The sequence below is a fragment of the Trueperella sp. genome, from assembly GCF_043424875.1.
Classification (GTDB): domain Bacteria; phylum Actinomycetota; class Actinomycetes; order Actinomycetales; family Actinomycetaceae; genus Trueperella.
Window position 1 is genome coordinate 1 of sequence record NZ_JBHWPL010000021.1, and the last position, 19,948, is coordinate 19,948.

Genomic DNA, 19,948 nt, shown 5'->3' on the forward strand with positions numbered 1-19,948 from the left:
GAGTGAACTTTGACTTGATGATCAACGCGAGGATGACGACCCACGTCCCGAGTACGATTAACGGCTGAGCAATGCCCCCATCATCTCCGAACCATGCTACTGACACGAGTTCGGCTGTAGCTGCCGTGGGGATAAGTTCAAGAATGCGCACCGCGGCGTCCGGAAGCACGCCATCCAGCGCGTTGGCGAGGGGACCGAACATGAGTGCGAGGAGGAAAGGCATCGAGCTGATTTGTGCCGATTCGGCAGTGCGCGTGACGATCGTGGTGGCCAGCCCTCCGAGGATGAATAAGATGATCGTCGCCACAAGCGTGAGGGCCAACAGGGCAATATTTTTCGGCATCGGCATCCCAAGGGCGGGCGCTGAAATTGCGAGCATGCCGATCGTCATGAGGATGCCGAGGGCGAAACCGGGGACGGCAAGAGCATTCAGAATTGAAAGATCTCCCACTTCGCCTGCGCGTAGCCTAGTCAACACCTGATCTTCACGACGGTTGACGGCTGCCGACAGCGGCGTGTAGTAGCTGACGAATATCAATCCGGTGACAAGAATCAACGAGAGCACCATCCCCATACTTCCCTGGAAAAATGGTTCGTCTGCGATGGGAAGAAAAAGGAATGGAACGGCAAGAGGGAGCACCACCGCGTAGGCGGCTTGCACGAGGTTCCGGCGAAGAAGCGTGAACTCTGCCCGAACGAGCGAAGCCCACTGCCGCACCGGGGAGATCGTGGAGGTGTTGGAGAGCGCTGATGTGCTGGGGGTCGCGGGGGTGCTGGAGTTTGTTGCGGTCATCATTGTGCCTCCTCAGACATCTGTACTGGTTGGAGCGTGTGCGCTTGCCGGGTTGACTGTGCTTGGTGAGTTAACCGGGCTTGCCGGCGTGTCTGCGATCGAAAGAAAAACAGATTCGAGCGATGCGTCCCGGACGTCGAGTTCAGAAATAACGACGTCGTTCTTCCGCGCCCACACCAGCAGGTTCGTCAGGTCGTCTTGAAGGTTGTGTGTGCGCACTCTTGTGCGGTTGCCATCATTGGTCATGTCGGCGAACGCAGGCGCCGGCGCATTGGCGGCGAATTCAATCGTGGAATGATGTCCGGCGATGACTTCTGCGAGCGTGCCCGAAGTGACAATGCGACCACCGTGCATAATTGCCAGGCGATCACACAGGGCTTCTGCTTCCTCGAGATAGTGAGTGGTGATCACGATGGTCGCGCCGCCGGCGTTGATCTCGCGGAGCATCGTCCACGCAGCGCGGCGGGACTCCGGATCAAGACCGGTGGTTGGCTCGTCAAGAAACAAAACTTTGGGTTGGCCGATGATCGCACAGCCCAGATCCAGCCGGCGTCGTTCTCCGCCTGACAATGCAGAGACTCGAACATTTGCTCTGTGCTGAAGGTCGACGCGGGCTAGCGTCTCGTCGACCGGAAGTGGAGTAGACAGTGTACCCGCCCACATGTTCAGCGTCTCACGGGCTGTGAGATCGGCAGGGAAGCCACCCTCCTGAAGCATGACTGCCTGATGCGGACGGATTACTTTACGATCTTTGATTGGATGCTTGCCGAATACGGAGATTGTGCCGGCGCTCGCGGGTGCGAGCCCCTCGAGCATCTCGAGGGTGGAGGTTTTTCCGGCGCCATTCGTGCCGAGCAGCCCGAAGATCTCGCCGGTGTGGATGTCGAGGTCGATGTTGTCAACGGCGGTGAAATCGCCGTATCGCCTCGTGAGACCATGCGCTGAAATGATTGTTTCGTTCATGGGTCAAGGCTATGTCGCGCGGATACACGCAAACCAGTGCATGGCACACCGATTTACATGAAAAACCGACGGTTTCACGATGACATTAGTCATGCACGAGTCATGGGGGTGGCGGTGTCGAACATCTTTAGTGAGAATTCGTCGGATTTTGGGCTGATTGGTGACTGAGAGTTCGTAGGGTCACGGAATATGTCCGAGCGGGCGACTCCGCCCGCTTTCCGCCGCTGGGCGTACGGCTCGAGCCTGTGGCTGAGCAACAAAAACGGCATCTTCTTCGGGCACGGCACCGACGGGCAGAGCCTCGCGATCGTTCCAGACCGCGACGCCGTCGTCGTCACGACCGCCCATCAAGTCGACGTCACGCGCCTCGAAGAACTCGTAGACAAGGCCATCGCGCTCCTCTATTAAGCGCGCACCTCTATCTGCCCCGCGCGGCGGAAGGCCGGCAGAACCTTTCAGTCCCACCGGCCTTCGCGACGGTCGGGTGCCTTTACGATGAACGGCCGCCTTCAACGACGACGATCAGTCGCCTTCACGACGAACGGCAGCCAGTCAGTCGCTTTCGCCCCCGTCAGCCTCGCTCAAAATTCCGGCCACGCGGTCGTTGACATCGGCGAGGTCGTTGTACACGTTGTGATCCATGAGCGCCACGAAGGCGTTGCGGAACACCTCGAAGTACTCGGTGTAGATCTTGTGATTGTCCATGTCGGGCTCGATGAAGCCGTGGGTGTGAACCATGGCGTCGATTGCCGTGTCGATGTCCGGCAGCTCGCCGGTGCCCACAGCGCCGAGAATCGCAGCGCCCAGCACCGCGCACTCTGCGACCTTCAGCCGCTCAACGCGGCGCCCGTACACGTCCGCCTGCATCTGGCTCCAGAACACTGACTTGGCTCCGCCGCCCGAGAGTCGGATGGTGTCGAACGGGCGGCCAATCGCTCCCTCCATCGCCTCGACGGCCATGCGCAGCTCGTAAATTACGCCCTCGAGGACCGCGCGAGCCGCGTGCTTGCGCGTGTGAATCTGCGTGATGCCGAGCATCCCGCCGCGCGCGTTGTCGTAGGTGGGTATGGCGAATGACGCCCAATTTTCGTGGGCGTCATGTGATTCGATTGAGCCGCTGTGAAACGCGACTAGGGGTGTCCGCTCATCCTACCCGATGCAGTGACGTACGTCTCTAGGCGGTGTAGGTCAGGGCGGGTTAGTTCAGGCCCGTTAGCGCACGGCGTCGCCAGACAACCGAACAGCGCCCAGCGACCAGCGCAGACCCGTCATGCCGATCGACGTGATCGGCCGGCGCACGAGCGCATCGCCGACGTCGCTCGCCGGGAGTCCGAGCCGCTCACGCGCAGACGCCGGCAAGATCGCGATCGCGCCGAACTTGAGCATGTCGTATCCCCACTTCATCGGGGGATCGAGCGGGGGATTGTGGATAAGCAGATCGACGACGTCCTGCGTCGACTCCGAAAACTCCAACTCGGGCCCGTAGCTGGCGAGCGTCGCGTACAGCTCGTCGACCGTCGTCGGCGGATCGACGACGCCGAGCAGGCGCGCGGACACGGCCGTTTGCGCAACGTACGTGTCGGCTTGTTCGGGGGTGAGCGTCGTGGGGCCAAACTGCTGGTAGGCAACGAGGAAGGATTCGATCTCGGCGCAGTGCACCCACAGCAGCAGGTGCGGATCGGAGGCGGCGTAGGGGCGGCCGTTGGGCAGGGTGCCCGTGATGTACGTGTGGATCTTGCGCACGCGGGCGATCATCTTCTCGGCGTGCTCGATCGGGGCGAACGTGGTGGTGGCGATGTAGTCGGCGGTGCGCTGGAGGCGCCCCCACGGGTCGTCTTGATAGCCCGAATGCCCGGCCACGCCGGCCATCGCGAGCGGGTGCAAACTCTGCAGCAGCAACGCCCGGATGCCGCCAATGTACATGGCGGGGTTACCGTTGACGATGGCGATCGGGTCGTCGTTGCCGAACCAGCGCTCGCCGGCCGAGCGCCAGATCAGATCGGCGCGCTCCTGACGATTCGGCCCCGCCACGCGCGAGCGAATTGCCTCCGCGAGAGTGGTGCGTGCCCGGTCAACGATACCTATACCCATTTATCCAGTATCGCCAGATCGCGGGAGACTCGCCAGTGCTCGTGCTGAGAGCAAACATGTGCGGGACCGCGTGCGTCGTGCCACGGTTTCGAGCGAGCCTTGCCCCGACGTCGCCTGGCCGTGCTAGATTTGGCGCAACGCCCTTTAAGGCGATCCAGAGAGATCGGCAAGGTCGATAGCGGTTTCGCGCGCACGCGCTTTCTTAAGCAGCGTGGCGCACATGGCCGTGACCTCGTCGAACGCAGTAGGAGGTCACGTGAGCCAGCAGGCAACGATTCTCGATAGCGCAGCGATGCAGCGCGCCATCACCCGCATCTGTTTCGAAATCCTCGAGCGCAACGCAGGCGCGGGCAACATCGTGCTGTGCGGAATCGAAACTCGCGGACTCCCACTCGCCAGGCGCATCGCCGAACGCATCCATATTGCCGAGGGCGCCACGGTCAAGGTCGGCGCGCTCGATCCCACGGGATACCGAGACGACCGCCCGCGCAGCCAAGAGCCGCGCCCCATCACGGATGTCACCACGGGCCAACCCATCAACGTCATCGACCGCATCATCGTTTTGGTCGATGACGTTTTGTTTACCGGCCGAACGATCCGGGCCGCCATGGATGCGGTGATCGGCCAGGGCCGCCCCCGCTCGATCCAACTCGCGATCCTCGTCGATCGCGGCCACCGAGAGCTGCCGATCCGCGCAGACTACGTGGGCAAGAACGTGCCCACCGCCGCAGACGAAGAAATCAACGTCCTCCTCACAGAAACGGATGGCTCCGACGCCGTCCGAATCCAGAAAGAGGCATAACCATGGTGTATTCCAACCTCGTATCGATGGATCGCCTCTCCCGCGATGAGATTCACGCGATCGTCAACCGCGCCTCCGAGTTCAAGCGCGGCGCGGCCCCGATCATTGAGGAGGGCGCGACGGCGATCAACCTGTTCTTCGAGAACTCCACCCGCACGTACACCTCGTTCCAGATGGCAGAGCACAAGCTCGGCATGAAGGTGCTCGACTTCGCGCCGGAGCATTCGTCGGTGACCAAGGGCGAGACCCTCTACGATTCGGTCCGCACCGTGGACGCGATCGGCGCCGACATCGCCGTGATCCGCCACCCGCAGGACAACTACTACGACGAGCTCCTCGCTGCCGGCATGGGGCTGTCGATCATCAACGCCGGCGACGGCGCCGGCCAGCACCCCTCCCAGTCCCTGCTCGACATCATGACGATCGTCGAGGAATTCGGCCAGATCGAGGGTCTGAACATCACGATCGCCGGCGACATCCTGCACTCGCGCGTCGCCTCCTCCAACGCCGCCACCCTCGCCCGCCTCGGCGCGAACGTCACGCTGTCCGGCCCCGCCGAGTGGATGAACCCGGCCTTCGAGCGGTTCTGCACCAGCGCCCCGATGGACGAGGCTGTGCGGGATGCCGACGTCGTCATGCTGCTGCGCGTCCAGCACGAACGCTTCGACGCCGGCCCGAACTTCTCCGCCGCCGACTACCTCGCCCGCTACGGCCTGTCGATGGAGCGCGCCGCGCGGATGAAGAAGGGCGCGATCATCATGCATCCGGCGCCGGTCAACCGGGGAACCGAAATCGACACGCACCTGGTCGAGGCGCCGAATTCGCGCATCTTCCCGCAGATGGGCAACGGCGTGTGGGTGCGCATGGCGATGCTCGAATCGGTGCTCCTTGGCAAGCACGCCCAGACCCTCGAACTGGCAGAAATGGTGGCCTAAATGCAAACCCTCCTGACGAACCTTCAGGTCCTCGACGGCGATACGCCCGTCCCGGCCCAGATCCTGGTGGACGGGGACGTCGTCGCGATCGTCTCCTACAGCCCCGATGCGCTGGATGCGGGCGACGCCGACGTGGTGGATCTTGGCGGCGCGCTTGTCACCGCCGGCCTCGTCGACATTCACATCCACCTGCGCGAACCAGGCCAGACGCACAAGGAAACGGTGGCCACCGGGACCGCGGCGGCCGCGCGCGGCGGGTGGACGACGGTGTGCGCTATGCCCAACACCGACCCCGACCCCAACACCCCCGACCTCCTGCGCGAGGCCATGGAGACGTATAAGAACGACGCCGTTGTGCGGGTTCTCCCGTGGGCTCCGATTACGCCCGGGCTCACCTCGCACGATGTGGTGGACATGGAAGGGCTCGTCGAGACCGGAGCCATCGGGTTTTCCAACGATGGCAAGGGCGTGCAGCTCGCCGGCACGATGTACGACGCGATGGTCGAGGCGGCGCGCCTCGGCGTGCCGATCGGCGTGCACTCGGAGGACGAATCGCTGGTGCGCGGGGGAGTCATCAACGAGGGGGACGCGGCCGATCGGCTGGGGCTGCCCGGCATGACCCGGCTCGCCGAAACCGTTCAGGTGGCCCGCGACCTCACGATCGCGAAGGCCACCGGCGCGCACTACCACCTGTGCCACGCCTCGACCGCCGACTCACTCGAGATGATCCGCCTCGCCCAGGGTGCAGGCGTGAAGGCCACGGCCGAGGCCAGCCCGCACCATCTCCTGCTCGCCGACGCCGACGTGCCCGAAGACGACGGCACGTGGAAAATGAACCCGCCGTTGCGCTCGCCCGACGACTCGCAGGCCTTGCTCGACGCACTCCGGGACGGCGTCGTGACTGTCATCGCCACGGACAACGCTCCGCACACGCTCGACGAAAAGTGCGTCTCCTTCCGCGAGGCCGCCTTCGGCGTGGTGACCAACGAGGTGGCGTTCGGGCTGCTGTATACGGCCTTCGTCAAGACCGGCAAGTTGCCGCTGGCCACCCTCGTCAACGCCTTGACGACCGGGCCGGCCGAGATTATCTCGCGTCCGGACCTCGGGCGGCTCGAGGCCGGCATGCGCGCCGACATCGCCGCCTTTGACCTCGAGCGGGCGGCGGCGGTGGACACGGACGAGTTCGTTGGCATGGGCGTCAACACGCCGTTTAATGGCCGCGAATACTACGGCGAGTGCGTGCTCACGATGGTCGGCGGGAAGGTCATCCACCGGGTGGCTGACCGCGTTGCCAAGCGTCCAGCGGATGAGCGCGGCGCGCAAGGATCCGCGCAGTGAGCGCCGCCCCGATCGAGAACCTCACCGTCGAGGCAAATGAACAGATCGCCCTCGACACGTGGGAAATGAGGCTGGCCGGCCCGCGACCCGCCAGCGTGCAACCTGGCCGGTTCCTCAACCTCCACCCCGAGGGCTTCCTCCTGCGTCGCCCGATCTCTATCGCGGACGTGAGCCCGAACGGTTACACCGTGATCTACAAGACCGTGGGCGAGGGTACTCGGCAGCTTGCGGAGCTGACCGCCGGCGCTGTCGTTTCCGCGCACGGTCCGCTCGGCCACGGCTTCGAGATTCGCTCGCAGGCCGGGCAGCACGCCATCCTCTATGGCGGTGGGGTCGGCGTACCGCCCATGTATTACCTCGCGCGAAGGCTCGTCGAGGCGGGCGTCAGCGTCGACGTCCGTCTCGGCTTTGGCACGGCCGGCGCCGCTTTTTACCTCGACAGGTTTGCTGAGCTCGGCTCCGTCAACGTCGCCACCGACGACGGCACCCTCGGAACCCACGGCACCATCGCGGCACTGGACGATGCGCTCGCAACTGGAGCAGACGGCGTCGCCGATAAACCAGCCGATGCGATCTACGCGTGCGGGCCGAACCTCATGCTCCAGTACGTCGCGCAGCGCTGGCGGGATCACTCCAATGTTCAGCTCTCGTTTGAGGAGCGCATGGCCTGCGGCGTGGGGGCGTGCTACGGGTGCGTGAAGCCGACCATGTGGGGGCAGGCGCGGCTGTGCGTCGAGGGCCCGGTTTTGGATGCGAGCGAGGTGGCATGGTGACGTTGGCCGTCTCGCTCCCGGGGCTGGAGCTAAAAAACCCGATCATGCCGGCGTCCGGGTGCTTTGCATTCGGCAAGGAATACGCCGATTATTACGACCTCAACAGGCTCGGTTCGATCATGATCAAGGCGACGACGATCGAGCCGCGTGCCGGCAACCCGACGCCGCGCATCACCGAGACGCCGGGTGGGATGCTCAACGCCATCGGGCTGCAAAACCCCGGCTTGGACTCCGTGATGGCGAACGAGCTGCCGTGGCTGGCCGAGAATTTCCCGGATCTGCCCATTATTGCGAACGTGGCAGGCTCGATCCCCGAGGACTACTGGCAGGTGGCCGAGCGGATCTCGCAGGCACCGAACGTCGCCGCGATCGAGCTCAACATTTCGTGCCCGAACGTCAGCGCCGGCGGCGTGCTGTTTGGAACCGACCCCGTGATGGCAGCGGAGGTGACTCGCGGTGTTGTGGAGGCCTCGAGCGTGCCGGTGTACCCGAAGCTTTCGCCGAACGTCGGCGATATTACCGAGATCGCGCGGGCGGTTGTGGACGCGGGCGCCGCGGGCGTGACGATGATCAACACGCTGACGGGGATGCGGCTGGATTTACGGGCGCGGCAACCGATTATCGCCAACCGGACGGGCGGGCTCTCGGGGCCCGCGCTGTTGCCGATCGCCGTGCGGATGATCAACCAGGTGGCGAACGCCGTGGACGTGCCGATCATCGGAATGGGCGGGGTGACCAGCGCTCGCGATGCGCTCGAGCTGATGATGGCGGGGGCGTCGGCGGTGGCGGTGGGAACCGCGAACTTCACGAATCCGTACGCGTGCGTGGACATCATCGACGGCTTTGAGCCGCTGATGGATGAACTCGGAATCGATAACCTAGCGGACCTGCGAGGCTGAGCGCCCGGCTCACTGAGCGCCCGGCTCACTGAGCGCCTGGCCTACTGACCGCCCGACCTACTGACTACCCGACCTACTGACTACCCGACCAACTGACCGAAAGGAACCCATGGACACCACCCGCCCGATCATTGCCCTCGACTTCGCGTCGGTGGAGGAGGCCTACCGCTTCGTGGACCTCTTCGACGAGCCACTGTTCGTCAAGGTGGGCATGGAGCTGTTCTACAACGCTGGTCCGCAGGTCGTGCGCGAGGTTAAGGCGCGTGGACACCAGGTGTTTTGCGACCTCAAACTCCACGACATCCCGAACACGGTAGGCCGCGCGGCGGCGCAACTCGGCCGGCTCGGCGCGGACCTTCTGACAGTTCATGCTGCCGGCGGCCGGGCAATGATGAAGGCCGCGCGCGAGGGCGTGGGCGAATCAGGCGGCGCGATCGTGGCGATCACGCAGCTGACGTCCACCTCCGAGGAGGCCATGCGTGCCGAGCAGCTCGTCTCGGTGCCACTCGTGGAGTCCGTGTTGAACTACGCGCGCCTGGCGCGGGAGGCCGGGCTGGACGGCGTCGTCTGCTCGCCGCTGGAAGCCGGCGCCATTCGCGACGCGACCTCCGATGATTTCTTGCGTGTAACCCCGGGGATCCGGCCCGCGGGCGCCGACGTCGCCGACCAGAGCCGCGTCACGACGCCCGAGGAGGCAGCCCAGATCGGCTCCTCGGCGATCGTGGTGGGCAGGCCGATCACTCGAGCGGAGCGCCCCGTCGAGGCCTACCGTGCCATCCGCGATGCCTGGACCGGATGAGCGGGAGCGACCGGCGCCCAGTTGCCCGAACCCGCCCTGTCAATTCATTACCTCCGAATTAAGGATGACCATTGGTCACTGACGAATCACTTGCCCAGCGCGTTGCGACTGCTTTGCTAGATGTTGGCGCCGTGTCCCTCGCGCCTGATGAGCCATTCACCTGGGCGTCGGGGATGCGTTCTCCGATCTACTGCGACAACCGGATCACGCTGTCTGATCCGGCCGCGCGAACCGATATTGCCGAGGGCTTCGCACAGCTCGTGCGCGAGTGCTTCCCCGACGCGACCGCCATCGCAGGAACTGCCACCGCGGGTATCCCGCAAGCGGCACTCGTGGCCGATCGTCTGGATCTTCCGATGATGTACGTGCGTGCGCAGCCGAAGGATCACGGACGTGGTCAGCAGATCGAGGGGCGCATGGAGGAGGGCGCGAAGGTCGTGCTCATCGAAGACCTCATCTCGACGGGCGGGTCGGTGCTCGCGGCGGCCACTGCCGTGACCGCCGCCGGGGGAGAGGTACTCGGCGTTCTCGCAGTGTTCTCCTACGAGTTGCCCGCTGCCACGCTTGCATTTGCCAACGCCGGCATTGATCTCATCACGCTGTCGAACTACCCGACCCTCCTGTCCGTTGCCTCTGAGCGCGGCGATCTCACCCAGGAACAGCAGGAGGCGCTCGCGAACTGGTCTGCGAGCCCGCAGGAGTGGTCTGACCGCTTCGAGGCGGGAGACTAGGCCGCCGGGGACGTCCACGTAACGGACGACACTGAGATAACGTCTCGACACCTGAGATTTTTATGGCGCGACGACGCCGTATCGTGAGACGCTTTTCTATGTGGGCGTGAGACGCGAGCTTCAGCCCAATCGGAGTGGCAGGAGCCGCTCGTTGGCCTCTAGACAGGAGAATCCGTGAGAGTCGGAATTGTCATGGGAAGCGCGAGCGATCTCGCGACGGTAGAAAAGGCAACAGCCCAGCTCGATGAGTTCGGGGTCGACTACGAGGTTCACGTCCTGTCGGCACACCGTTCGCCGCACGAAGCGGCCGACTTCGCGGCAAATGCTCGCGAGAACGGCATCGGAGTGATCATCGCCGCCGCCGGAATGGCCGCACATCTCGCAGGCGCGATGGCTGCCAACACCACCCTCCCCGTCATCGGCATCCCGCTGACGTCCAACGCGCTCGACGGCATGGACGCTTTGCTCGCCACCGTCCAGATGCCGTCGGGAATCCCGGTGGCCACCGTGGCCATCGACGGCGCGAAGAACGCCGCCATCCTCGCTGTTCAGATCCTGGCGCTTGGCAACGAGGAGCTCACCACCAAGATCAACGACCACCGCGCAGCGGCTACCGAGGCATCCCTCGCGGCCAACGCGGAGGTCGAGGCAAAGTTTGCCCGATAACCGGGACCAGCCGGCCCGGTTCCCCGCAAGCCAGCATCCGCCAACCAGCCAGCACCGACTAAAAGGAATCACCCAATGAACAAGGGCGAACAGCTCTACGAAGGCAAGGCCAAGAAGGTCTACGCAACGGACGACCCCAGCCTCGTCGTCGTCTCCTACAAGGATGACGCGACGGCATTCAACGGCGAAAAGACCGGCACGATCGTCGGCAAGGGCGTCATCAACAACCGGATGACGAACATGATGATGCAGCTGCTCGAGGAGAACGGCATCCCCACCCACTTCGTGGAGGAGCTGTCCGAGCGCGAGACCGTGGTCAAGCATGTGGAGATCGTCCCCCTCGAAACGATCATCCGAAATGTCTCCGCCGGCTCCTTCGCCAAGCGCTACGGGGTGGAGGAAGGTATCGAGTTCGCGGAGCCGACCTTCGAGTTTTCCTACAAGGACGACGACCTTGGCGATCCCCTCCTCAACGACGACCACGCCTTCGCCCTCGGCCTGGCCACCCGCGCCGAGATCGACCAGTTGCGCACGTACACGCTCAAGGTCAACGAGGTCCTGTCGGAGTACTTCCGCACGTTGGGCATCCGCCTCGTCGACTTCAAGGTCGAGTACGGCCGCCTGCCCGACGGCACGATCATCCTCGCCGACGAGATCAGCCCGGACACCTGCCGTTTCTGGGATCTCGAGACCGGCGAGAAGCTGGACAAGGACCGCTTCCGCCGCGATCTTGGCGGGGTCGAAGAAGCCTACGAAGAAATCATGAATCGTCTGGAGAGCAACCGGTGATCGACGACGACGGCGACGTGACCGACGGCGCCGAAATCCACGACGAGTGCGGCGTCTTCGGCATCATCCGCCCGGGCAAAGCCGCCGTCACCCTCGATACCTATTACGCTCTCTACGCGCTCCAGCATCGCGGCCAGCAGGCCTGCGGAATGGTCATCAGCGACGACGGCGTGTTCACCAACCACCGCGACACCGGCCTCGTGGGCGACGTCTTCACCCGCCCGGTGCTCGAGGCCCTCGGCGAGGGCGAAATGGCCACGGGCCACGTCCGCTACGGAACAAGCGGCGGGGGAGGGCGCATCAACGCCCAGCCGCTCGTGCTCAATCACGTCAAGGGGCCGATGGCGCTCGCACACAACGGCAACCTCGTCAACGCACATCGCCTGCGCCGAGAACTCGAGGCGCAGGGCTCGATTTTCCACACCACGATCGACTCGGAAGTCATCGGCTACGTCATCACGAAAGAGCGCCTGACCAGCGGCTCCATCGACGAGGCCGTCGAACGCGCGATGCCCAAACTCAACGGCGCGTACTCGCTCGTCCTCATGACGCCCACGAAGATTGTGGCCGTGCGCGATCCGCGCGGCATGCGCCCGCTATGTTACGGATCGCTTCCCGACGGCGGCTACGCCGTCGCGTCCGAAACGGTCGGCTTGGACGCCGTCGGCGCCACTTACGTGCGCGACGTCGAACCGGGCGAAATCGTCACGTTCGCCCGCACGGGCACCGGCGCTTCGCCGATCACGGTCCACTCCAACCGCCGGTGGGTCGATTCCGCACCGCACTCGCTGTGTGTGTTCGAGTACACCTACTTTGCTCGCCCCGATTCGATTATCGACGGCGCCCCCGTCCACGACGCCCGCCAGCGCGCCGGCGCCTTCCTCGCCCACGGCGACGACGTGGAGGCGGACATCGTCATCGGCGTGCCCGACTCCGGCCTCGAGGCCGCCCAGGGTTACGCGAAGGCATCGGGCCTGCCGCTCGAAAAGGGCTTCGTGAAGAACAAGTACATCGGCCGCACCTTCATCTCACCCGATAAGGACGACCGCAAGCGCGGCGTTCAGATCAAGCTCAACCCCGTGCCCTCGGTGGTGCGCGGCAAGCGCATCGTCCTCATCGACGACTCGATCGTGCGCGGCACCACCGCCGGGCGCATCATCAACCTGCTTCGCACGGCCGGCGCAACCGCGGTCCACTTCCGCGTCTCGGCCCCGCCGTTTATCAACCCCTGCCACTATGGCACGGACATTGACTCGCGCGAGAACCTCATCGCTTGCCATTACACGCAGGAGGAGATCCGCACGTCGATCGGCGCGGATTCGCTGGGCTACCTCACGGTTGAGCAGGTCAAACGCATCGCCGACGATTCCGCCGTCACCGGCTTTTGCACTGCCTGCTTCTCGGGCGATTACCCCACGGAGCTACCGGAACCGGGCCCACTGGACCGGTTTCGAGTCAAGATCTCCGAAGCGAACAACAAGGCAGATGCCACGCGCTCGCACGCGGACATCAAGGAGGCCACGCTGTGACTGATCGCCCCACCGGCACACCCCCGCCGGACTCCCACTCCGAGGCTTACGCCGCGGCCGGCGTCGATATCACCGCTGGCTACCGCGCCGTGGACCTCATGAAAAAGCACGTCGCCCGTACCACCACGGCCGGGGTCGTCTCCGGGCTTGGCGGCTTCGGCGGCCTGTTCGCGCCGAACCTCGAGGGCATGACGCGCCCCGTCCTCGTCTCCGGCACGGACGGCGTGGGCACGAAGCTCAAGCTCGCCTTCGCCCTCGACAAGCACGATACGGTGGGCATCGACTGCGTGGCCATGTGCGTCAATGACATCGTGTGCTCGGGCGCGATGCCCCTGTTCTTCCTCGACTACATCGCGCTCGGCAAGAACGTGCCCGAGCAGGTCGAGCAGATCGTCGCCGGCGTCGCCGAAGGTTGCGTCCAGGCCGGCGCCGCGCTGGTCGGCGGGGAAACCGCTGAAATGCCCGGCTTCTACCCGGAGGGCGAGTACGACATGGCCGGCTTTGCCGTCGGGATCGTCGACGCCGACGCCGTCCTGGACCCGCGCGAGGTCAGGGCTGGCGACGTCGTCATCGGGCTTGCGTCATCGGGCGTGCATTCGAACGGCTTCTCTCTCGTCCGCGCGGTTATCCCCGAGGAGAGGTTCGGCGAGGCGCCGGCAGAACTTGGCGGTCAGACGATTGGCGAGGCTCTCCTTGAACCGACGCGGATCTACGTGCCGCAGGTGCGCCGTGTGCTGGAGAAGGTTCGCCCGAAATCGATCGCGCACATCACCGGCGGGGGACTGTATGAGAACCTCCCGCGCGCGCTTGGCGGCAAGGGCGTGCGCATCGAGAAGGCGGCGCTCGAGCCGAGCCCGCTGTTCGACATCATCGCCCGAGCTGGCGACATCCCCGAGCGGGACATGTACAACACGTTCAACATGGGCGTGGGCCTCGCGATCGTCGTGGCTCCCGAGGATGTGCAGGCCACGCTGGACGCGGCCGGCGAGGGCCGCGTGATCGGCGAAGTCGTCGACGCCGGGGGAGCTGACCGGGACGTCGCAACGCAGGGCGTCGCACCACAAGGCCCCGCAACTCAGGACGTCGAACTGTGGTGAATGTGCTGTGGTGAACGTTGCGGTGCTTGTGTCTGGGGGCGGAACGAATCTCCAGGCGCTCATCGATGCCCGCGATGCCGGGCAGCTTCCCGCCGCGAACCTGCGCCTCGTCGTCGCCGATCGCGCCGGCTGCTTTGCCATCCAGCGCGCCGAGGCCGCGGGTATTGAGGCCCTCACCCTTGACCGCACCAGCCCAACATTCGCCCGTGACCTGCTCGCCGCCCTCGATAGCGCCGACATCGCCGCCGTCGTCCTCGCCGGCTTCCTCACCGTGCTGCCACCGGAGGTCGTGGCCGCATACGAGGGACGCATGATCAACGTGCATCCCTCGCTCATTCCCGCGTTTTCGGGGCCGGGCTGGTACGGCTTGAAAGTCCACGAGGCGGCGCTCGAGCGCGGCGTACGCATCACTGGCGCCACAGTCCACCGCGTCACCGAGGAGGCCGACGGCGGGCCGATCCTCGCCCAGAAAGCGGTGGGCGTCGAGCCCGGCGACACCCCTGAAACTCTGCAGCGCCGCGTCATGGAAGAGGCCGAATGGGTCCTCCTGCCGCGCGCCACACAAGACCTTGCCACCTCGCTCGCGGGTCAGCCCGCCAGCGCACCGAAAGGACATCGATGAAGATCCTGGTTGTCGGCTCGGGAGGCCGCGAATACGCGATCATCAAGAAACTGCTCGACGACGGCGGAGCGGACGTCATCGCCGCCCCCGGTAACGGCGGCATCGCCCGGCTCGTGCCGTGCTTCGACGTGGCAGCGATCGACATCGACGGGATCGTTCGCCTCGCGCAGGACCAGCGGGTGGATTACGTCGTCGTCGCGCCGGATGACCCGCTCGTGCTCGGCGCCGTGGACGCGCTGGACGCCGCGGGCATACCCGCGTTCGGCCCGACGGCGGGGGCAGCCCGCCTCGAGGGGTCGAAGTCGTTCGCGAAGAACTTTATGGATCGCCACGAGATCCCTACGGCCGCCTACGCCGTGTTCGACGCCGAAGAGCCAGCCATCGCCTACCTCGATAAGTGCGACTATCCGATCGTCGTCAAAGCCGATGGCCTCGCCCTTGGAAAGGGCGTGGTGGTCGCGGCCAACCGCGAGGAGGCAGAGACGGCGATCAGCGACTGCCTCGGCGGCAAGTTCGGGCTCGCGGGCGCCACGATCGTCATCGAAGAATTCCTCGTGGGCCCAGAAGTCACCGTACTCGCCTTCGCTGACGGTGCGACCTTCGTGCCCATGGTCTCGGCGATGGATCACAAGCAGGTCTACGACGGCGGCACCGGCCCGAACACCGGTGGCATGGGCACGATCGCCCCGAACCCGTTCTACACGGCGGACGTCGCGAAGGTCGTGGAGCGCGACATCATTGGCCCCACGATCGCCGGCATGGCCGCCGATGGCGTCCCGTTCCGAGGCTGCCTCTACACCGGACTGATTCTCACGGCGAGCGGCCCGAAGGTCATCGAGTTCAACGCCCGCTTTGGCGATCCCGAAACGCAGGTGGTCCTGCCGCTCATGACCAGCCGCCTCATCGACGCGATGATGGCCTGCACCGCCGGCACGCTCAGGTCGGATCTCGTGGAGTTTTCCGAGGAGGCCGCGGCCTGCGTGGTCGTGTGCTCGTACGGCTACCCGCTGGCAGCCCGCACCGGCGATCCCGTGACGATCGACCCGGTGGCCGAGCCGTTCGTCGTCGTCGCTGGGGCAAAGCTCGCCGACCCGGCGGATCCGGACTCGCAGCTCACCACGTCGGGCGGGCGCGTGCTGGGTGTGCGCGCGGTGGCTCCGACCCTCAAAGAAGCCCTCGACTTCGCCTACGAGCGGGTCGACCTCGTCCAATTCCCCGATGCCCACTACCGGCGCGATATCGGCGCCGCAGCCCTGGAGGTTCGATGATGTACCGCATCTACGTTGAAAAGCGCCCCGGCGAAGACCAGGAGGCTAGAGCGCTCGCCGTCGAGTTACACGGCGTGCTCGGCCTGCCCGTGAGCGGCGTGCGGATTGTGAATAGGTACGACGCCGAGGGGCTGGGGGAGGCCGAGTTCCGCGGCTCGATCCCGGGGATCTTCTCTGACCCGCCCGTGGATGTCACGTACGACTCGCTCGAGGCAGCCGGCGTGGACGCAACGGATCCGCGCGTGTTCGCCGTGGAGTTCCTGCCCGGCCAATTCGACCAGCGCGCCGATTCGGCCGCCCAGTGCATCCAGATGAGCTTCACCGTGGATCGCCCGCTCGTGCGCTCGGCGATCGTCTACGTGCTCGAAGGTGAGCTTACGGACGCGGACGTCGCCGCCGCGAAGGCCTACCTCATCAACCCCGTCGAGTCGTGCGAGGCCGGGTTCGACCTGCCCGAGACTCTCTCGGTGGACACGGCCGAGCCCGCCGACGTCGCCGTGCTCGAGGGCTTCAAGGACCTTGGCGACGACGCCCTGCCGGGCGCGCTGGAGGAGCTCGGCTTGGCGATGGATCTGGCAGATCTGGCGCTGTGCCGGGACTACTTCGCATCCGAGGATCGCGATCCCACGGTCACGGAGATGAAGGTGATCGACACCTACTGGTCGGATCACTGCCGCCACACCACCTTTAATACCGAGCTCACCGGCATCGATTTCGCGGACCCGGCCGTCAAGCTCGCCTACGAGAACTACATCGGCCTTCGTGAGGAGCTCGGCCGCACCAAGCCGATCTCCCTCATGGACATGGGCACAATCGGCGCGAAGGCGCTGCGCGCTCGCGGCCAGCTCGAGCGCCTCGATATTTCTGACGAGATCAACGCCTGCACGGTGAAGATCGACGTGAGCGAGGACGGCGAGAGCGCCCCCTGGCTCCTGCTGTTCAAGAACGAGACCCACAATCACCCCACGGAGATCGAACCCTTCGGCGGCGCGGCCACGTGCGTGGGCGGCGCCATCCGCGATCCGCTCTCGGGCCGCGGCTACGTGTACGGAGCCATGCGAATCTCGGGCGGCTCGGACCCGCGGGTGCCGATCTCGCAGACCCGCGAGGGCAAGCTTCCCCAGCGCACGATCGCCCAGACGGCCGCCGCCGGCAATGCCAGCTACGGCAACCAGATCGGTCTGGCAGCCGGCATCGTCGACGAGATCTACCACCCCGGCTACGAGGCCAAGCACATGGAGCTCGGCGCCGTCATCGCAGCCGTCCCCGAGGCTCAGGTGCGGCGCGAGGAGCCGACGCCGGGCGACGTCGTGGTTCTCGTGGGCGGGGCAACTGGCCGCGACGGAATTGGCGGGGCCACCGGCTCGTCGAAGGAGCAGACGGTCGAGTCCGTCGAGCTGGCCGGCGCAGAGGTCCAAAAGGGCAACGCGCCCGAGGAGCGCAAGCTCCAGCGGCTCTTCCGTAACCCCGAGTTCTCGCTGGCGATCAAGCGCTGCAACGACTTCGGCGCGGGCGGCGTCTCGGTGGCCGTGGGCGAACTGACCGACGGCCTCGATATCAACCTCGACGTGGTTCCCACGAAGTACGCGGGTCTGGACGGCACCGAGATCGCCGTCTCCGAATCGCAGGAGCGTATGGCGATCGTCGTGGAGGCTAACGACGTCGACCGCGTGATCGAGCTGGCAGCCGAGGAAAACCTGAGCGCGACTCCGATCGCCACGGTTACCGACGACGCGCGCATGACGATGTACTGGCGCGGCGCGCCCATCGTGGATCTCTCGCGCGCCTTCCTCGACACGAACGGTGCATCCAAGTCGGCCACCGCCCACGTGCGTGCGGCCGATGCCGACGCTGCGGAGGGGGAGCCACACGGCGCAACCGGCTTCGCTGACTCGATGCGCGAGACCGTCGGGGATCTCAACGTGGCCTCCAAGCAGAGCCTGTCCGAGGGCTTCGACTCGACGGTCGGCGCCGGCACCGTGCTCATGCCGTTCGGCGGAACTCATCAGGAGACCCCGATCCAGGCGATGGTCCACCGCCTGCCCGTGCGCGGCGAGACGGAGGATTGCTCGCTCATGTCGTGGGGGTACAACCCCGACCTCATGTCGGCTGACCAGTATCGCGGCGCCTACGCGGCCGTGGTCGAATCGGTGGCCAAGCTCGTGGCGACCGGCGCGGACATGACCGACGTCTACCTCTCCTTCCAAGAGTATTTCGAGGCGCTCGGCGAGGATCCGGCGCGCTGGGGCAAGCCCGTCGGCGCACTTCTCGGCGCACTCGAGGCGCAGCTCCAACTCGGCGTGGGCGCGATCGGCGGCAAGGATTCGATGTCCGGCTCCTTCGAAGAGCTCGACGTCCCGCCCACCCTCGTCTCCTTCGCCGTGACCACCCAGCGGGTCGGCGATATCGTTGCCCCGCAGCTCGGGCCCGTCGGCGCACCGGTCACCGTGATCGTCCCCGACCTCGGCGACGGCTCACTCGACGGGCTTCCCACGGGCAAATCGCTCCTCGCAAACTTCGCGCGCGTGAATGAACTGCTGCGCTCGGGCGAGGTCGTTGGCGCGTGGGCCGTCGGCTTTGGCGGCATCCGCGAGGCGGTCTTCAAGATGGGCATCGGCGAGCGCCGCGGCCTCGCATTCTCCGACGACGCCGTCCTCGACGTTCCGTACGGATCCATCGTTCTCGCGTGGGCGGCGAACGCGGACCCGATCGTCGGCGAGTACCTGGGGGAGGTGACCGACGGCGAATTTAGCCGCGGTGATGACGTGGTGAGCGTGGAAGAGCTGCGCGCGATCTACAACGGCGCCCTGAGCGACGTGTATCCCGCCACCGTGGACCAAGACGGCGTCGAGGCCGGTGGCATCAGCGCCGCTGAGCTCCAAGATCTGGTCGATCAAGCCGCTATCGACCGCGCACGCGCCGCTCAGACTTCCGCACGGCCTGCCGATCGGGCCGGCGTCGCTGATCAGGCAGGCGTCGCGGCTGGACCAACCAGCGGATCTGCGTCGGCGAAGGTTCTCATCCCGGTGTTCCCGGGCACGAACTGCGAGTACGACACGGCGCGAGCCGTGGAGCGCGCGGGCATGGATGCGGAGATTTTCGTGATCCGCAATCGCGACGTGGAGGACATCGAGCGCTCGATCGAGGAGTTCGCCCAGGTGGCTGGACGTGCGCAGGCGATCGTCTTGCCCGGCGGCTTCTCAGGCGGCGATGAGCCGAACGGCTCGGCGAAGTTCATGACGTCCTTCTTGCGCAACGCGGAGGTCTCCGAGGCGATCAGCGACCTCATGGATAACCGCGGTGGCCTCATGCTGGGCATCTGCAACGGTTTCCAGGCCCTCATCAAGCTCGGCCTGGTCCCGTACGGCACGATCACGGAGCCGACCGCCACCTCGCCCACGCTGACGCTGAACCGGATCGGGCGCCACCAGTCGCACATCGCGCGCGTGAAGGTGACATCAACGCTCAGCCCGTGGCTCGCGGGAGTGAAGTCCGGCGAGGTCTACAACGTGCCGATCTCGCACGGCGAGGGCCGGTTCACGATGGACGAGGCCGAGATCGTCGCGCTCGCTAAGGCAGGGCAGTTCGCTACCCAGTACGTTGACCTCGACGGCAAGCCGACGCTCGCGACGCCGGACAACCCGAACGGCTCGCTACTCGCCGTGGAGGGCCTAACCTCACCGGACGGACGCATCTTCGGCAAGATGGGTCACGCCGAGCGCATCGGCTCAGGCCTCTACCGCAACATTCCGGGCGAGTTCGACATGAGGCTCTTCGAGTCCGCCGCCGCGTTCTTCGCCTAGGTCCAAGCGTCGCTGCACCTTCCTGCGCAGAAGATATCCCTCCGCGCAGA

19 protein-coding genes are annotated in these 19,948 nt (G+C 65.6%); 15 read left to right on the forward strand and 4 right to left on the reverse strand.

Features of this window, described 5'->3' with window-relative positions; genetic code table 11:
• Positions 1-796: ABC transporter permease (locus tag ACHFFR_RS01505; protein WP_394262501.1), on the reverse strand; the 796-nt coding region annotated here is incomplete at its 3' end.
• 9 nt (positions 797-805) lie between these two features.
• Positions 806-1,756 (reverse strand): ABC transporter ATP-binding protein, encoded by a 951-nt coding sequence (locus ACHFFR_RS01510; protein WP_394262502.1) that lies wholly within the window; start codon positions 1,754-1,756, stop codon positions 806-808.
• 189 nt (positions 1,757-1,945) lie between these two features.
• Here ACHFFR_RS01510 and ACHFFR_RS01515 point away from each other — a divergent pair, with 189 nt between their 5' ends.
• Positions 1,946-2,164 (forward strand): hypothetical protein, encoded by a 219-nt coding sequence (locus ACHFFR_RS01515; RefSeq protein ID WP_394262503.1) that lies wholly within the window; start codon positions 1,946-1,948, stop codon positions 2,162-2,164.
• 144 nt (positions 2,165-2,308) lie between these two features.
• Here ACHFFR_RS01515 and ACHFFR_RS01520 read toward each other — a convergent pair whose 3' ends face one another.
• The gene (locus ACHFFR_RS01520) at positions 2,309-2,866 is read right to left on the reverse strand and encodes an FGGY-family carbohydrate kinase (protein ID WP_394262527.1); all 558 of its coding nucleotides are present in this window, start codon (positions 2,864-2,866) and stop codon (positions 2,309-2,311) included.
• A gap of 102 nt (positions 2,867-2,968) precedes the next feature.
• A complete protein-coding gene (locus ACHFFR_RS01525; protein WP_394262504.1) occupies positions 2,969-3,847 on the reverse strand; it encodes an oxygenase MpaB family protein in 879 nt (292 codons plus the stop codon).
• Positions 3,848-4,067: 220 nt separating this feature from the next.
• Between ACHFFR_RS01525 and pyrR the strand changes: the two genes are divergently transcribed.
• From pyrR to ACHFFR_RS01595, 14 genes are all read left to right on the forward strand, one after another.
• Positions 4,068-4,649, forward strand: a complete 582-nt coding sequence (pyrR, locus tag ACHFFR_RS01530; RefSeq protein WP_394262505.1) for a bifunctional pyr operon transcriptional regulator/uracil phosphoribosyltransferase PyrR — start codon at positions 4,068-4,070, stop codon at positions 4,647-4,649.
• Between the two features lie 2 nt (positions 4,650-4,651).
• Complete coding sequence (locus tag ACHFFR_RS01535; RefSeq protein WP_394262506.1) at positions 4,652-5,584, forward strand: aspartate carbamoyltransferase catalytic subunit; 933 nt, start codon at positions 4,652-4,654, stop codon at positions 5,582-5,584.
• Positions 5,585-6,922, forward strand: coding sequence for a dihydroorotase (locus ACHFFR_RS01540; protein ID WP_394262507.1), 1,338 nt, complete (start codon positions 5,585-5,587; stop codon positions 6,920-6,922).
• Positions 6,919-7,695, forward strand: coding sequence for a dihydroorotate dehydrogenase electron transfer subunit (locus tag ACHFFR_RS01545; RefSeq protein ID WP_394262508.1), 777 nt, complete (start codon positions 6,919-6,921; stop codon positions 7,693-7,695). Before ACHFFR_RS01540 ends, ACHFFR_RS01545 begins: the two co-directional genes overlap by 4 nt.
• Complete coding sequence (locus tag ACHFFR_RS01550; RefSeq protein ID WP_394262509.1) at positions 7,689-8,594, forward strand: dihydroorotate dehydrogenase; 906 nt, start codon at positions 7,689-7,691, stop codon at positions 8,592-8,594. The genes ACHFFR_RS01545 and ACHFFR_RS01550 overlap by 7 nt, the downstream gene beginning before the upstream one ends.
• A gap of 109 nt (positions 8,595-8,703) precedes the next feature.
• Complete coding sequence (gene pyrF / locus ACHFFR_RS01555) at positions 8,704-9,393, forward strand: orotidine-5'-phosphate decarboxylase (protein ID WP_394262510.1); 690 nt, start codon at positions 8,704-8,706, stop codon at positions 9,391-9,393.
• A gap of 71 nt (positions 9,394-9,464) precedes the next feature.
• Complete coding sequence (gene pyrE / locus ACHFFR_RS01560; RefSeq protein WP_394262511.1) at positions 9,465-10,124, forward strand: orotate phosphoribosyltransferase; 660 nt, start codon at positions 9,465-9,467, stop codon at positions 10,122-10,124.
• A 174-nt stretch (positions 10,125-10,298) separates the two neighbouring features.
• Positions 10,299-10,790 carry a 5-(carboxyamino)imidazole ribonucleotide mutase gene (gene purE / locus ACHFFR_RS01565; RefSeq protein WP_394262512.1) on the forward strand — a complete coding sequence of 164 codons (492 nt, stop codon included), beginning with the start codon at positions 10,299-10,301 and terminating at the stop codon, positions 10,788-10,790.
• A gap of 75 nt (positions 10,791-10,865) precedes the next feature.
• Positions 10,866-11,579, forward strand: coding sequence for a phosphoribosylaminoimidazolesuccinocarboxamide synthase (purC, locus tag ACHFFR_RS01570; protein ID WP_394262513.1), 714 nt, complete (start codon positions 10,866-10,868; stop codon positions 11,577-11,579).
• On the forward strand, positions 11,576-13,108 hold the full coding sequence (gene purF / locus ACHFFR_RS01575) for an amidophosphoribosyltransferase (protein WP_394262514.1): 1,533 nt from the start codon (positions 11,576-11,578) through the stop codon (positions 13,106-13,108). Before purC ends, purF begins: the two co-directional genes overlap by 4 nt.
• Entirely contained in the window at positions 13,105-14,205 is a 1,101-nt protein-coding gene (purM, locus tag ACHFFR_RS01580) for a phosphoribosylformylglycinamidine cyclo-ligase (protein ID WP_394262515.1), read from the forward strand. Before purF ends, purM begins: the two co-directional genes overlap by 4 nt.
• 7 nt (positions 14,206-14,212) lie before the next feature.
• Positions 14,213-14,827, forward strand: a complete 615-nt coding sequence (gene purN, locus ACHFFR_RS01585; protein ID WP_394262516.1) for a phosphoribosylglycinamide formyltransferase — start codon at positions 14,213-14,215, stop codon at positions 14,825-14,827.
• Positions 14,824-16,095, forward strand: a complete 1,272-nt coding sequence (gene purD / locus ACHFFR_RS01590; protein ID WP_394262517.1) for a phosphoribosylamine--glycine ligase — start codon at positions 14,824-14,826, stop codon at positions 16,093-16,095. The genes purN and purD overlap by 4 nt, the downstream gene beginning before the upstream one ends.
• Positions 16,092-19,898: a phosphoribosylformylglycinamidine synthase gene (locus ACHFFR_RS01595; protein WP_394262518.1), complete on the forward strand. Its 3,807-nt coding sequence runs from the start codon at positions 16,092-16,094 to the stop codon at positions 19,896-19,898. Before purD ends, ACHFFR_RS01595 begins: the two co-directional genes overlap by 4 nt.
• Positions 19,899-19,948: the final 50 nt, after the last annotated feature.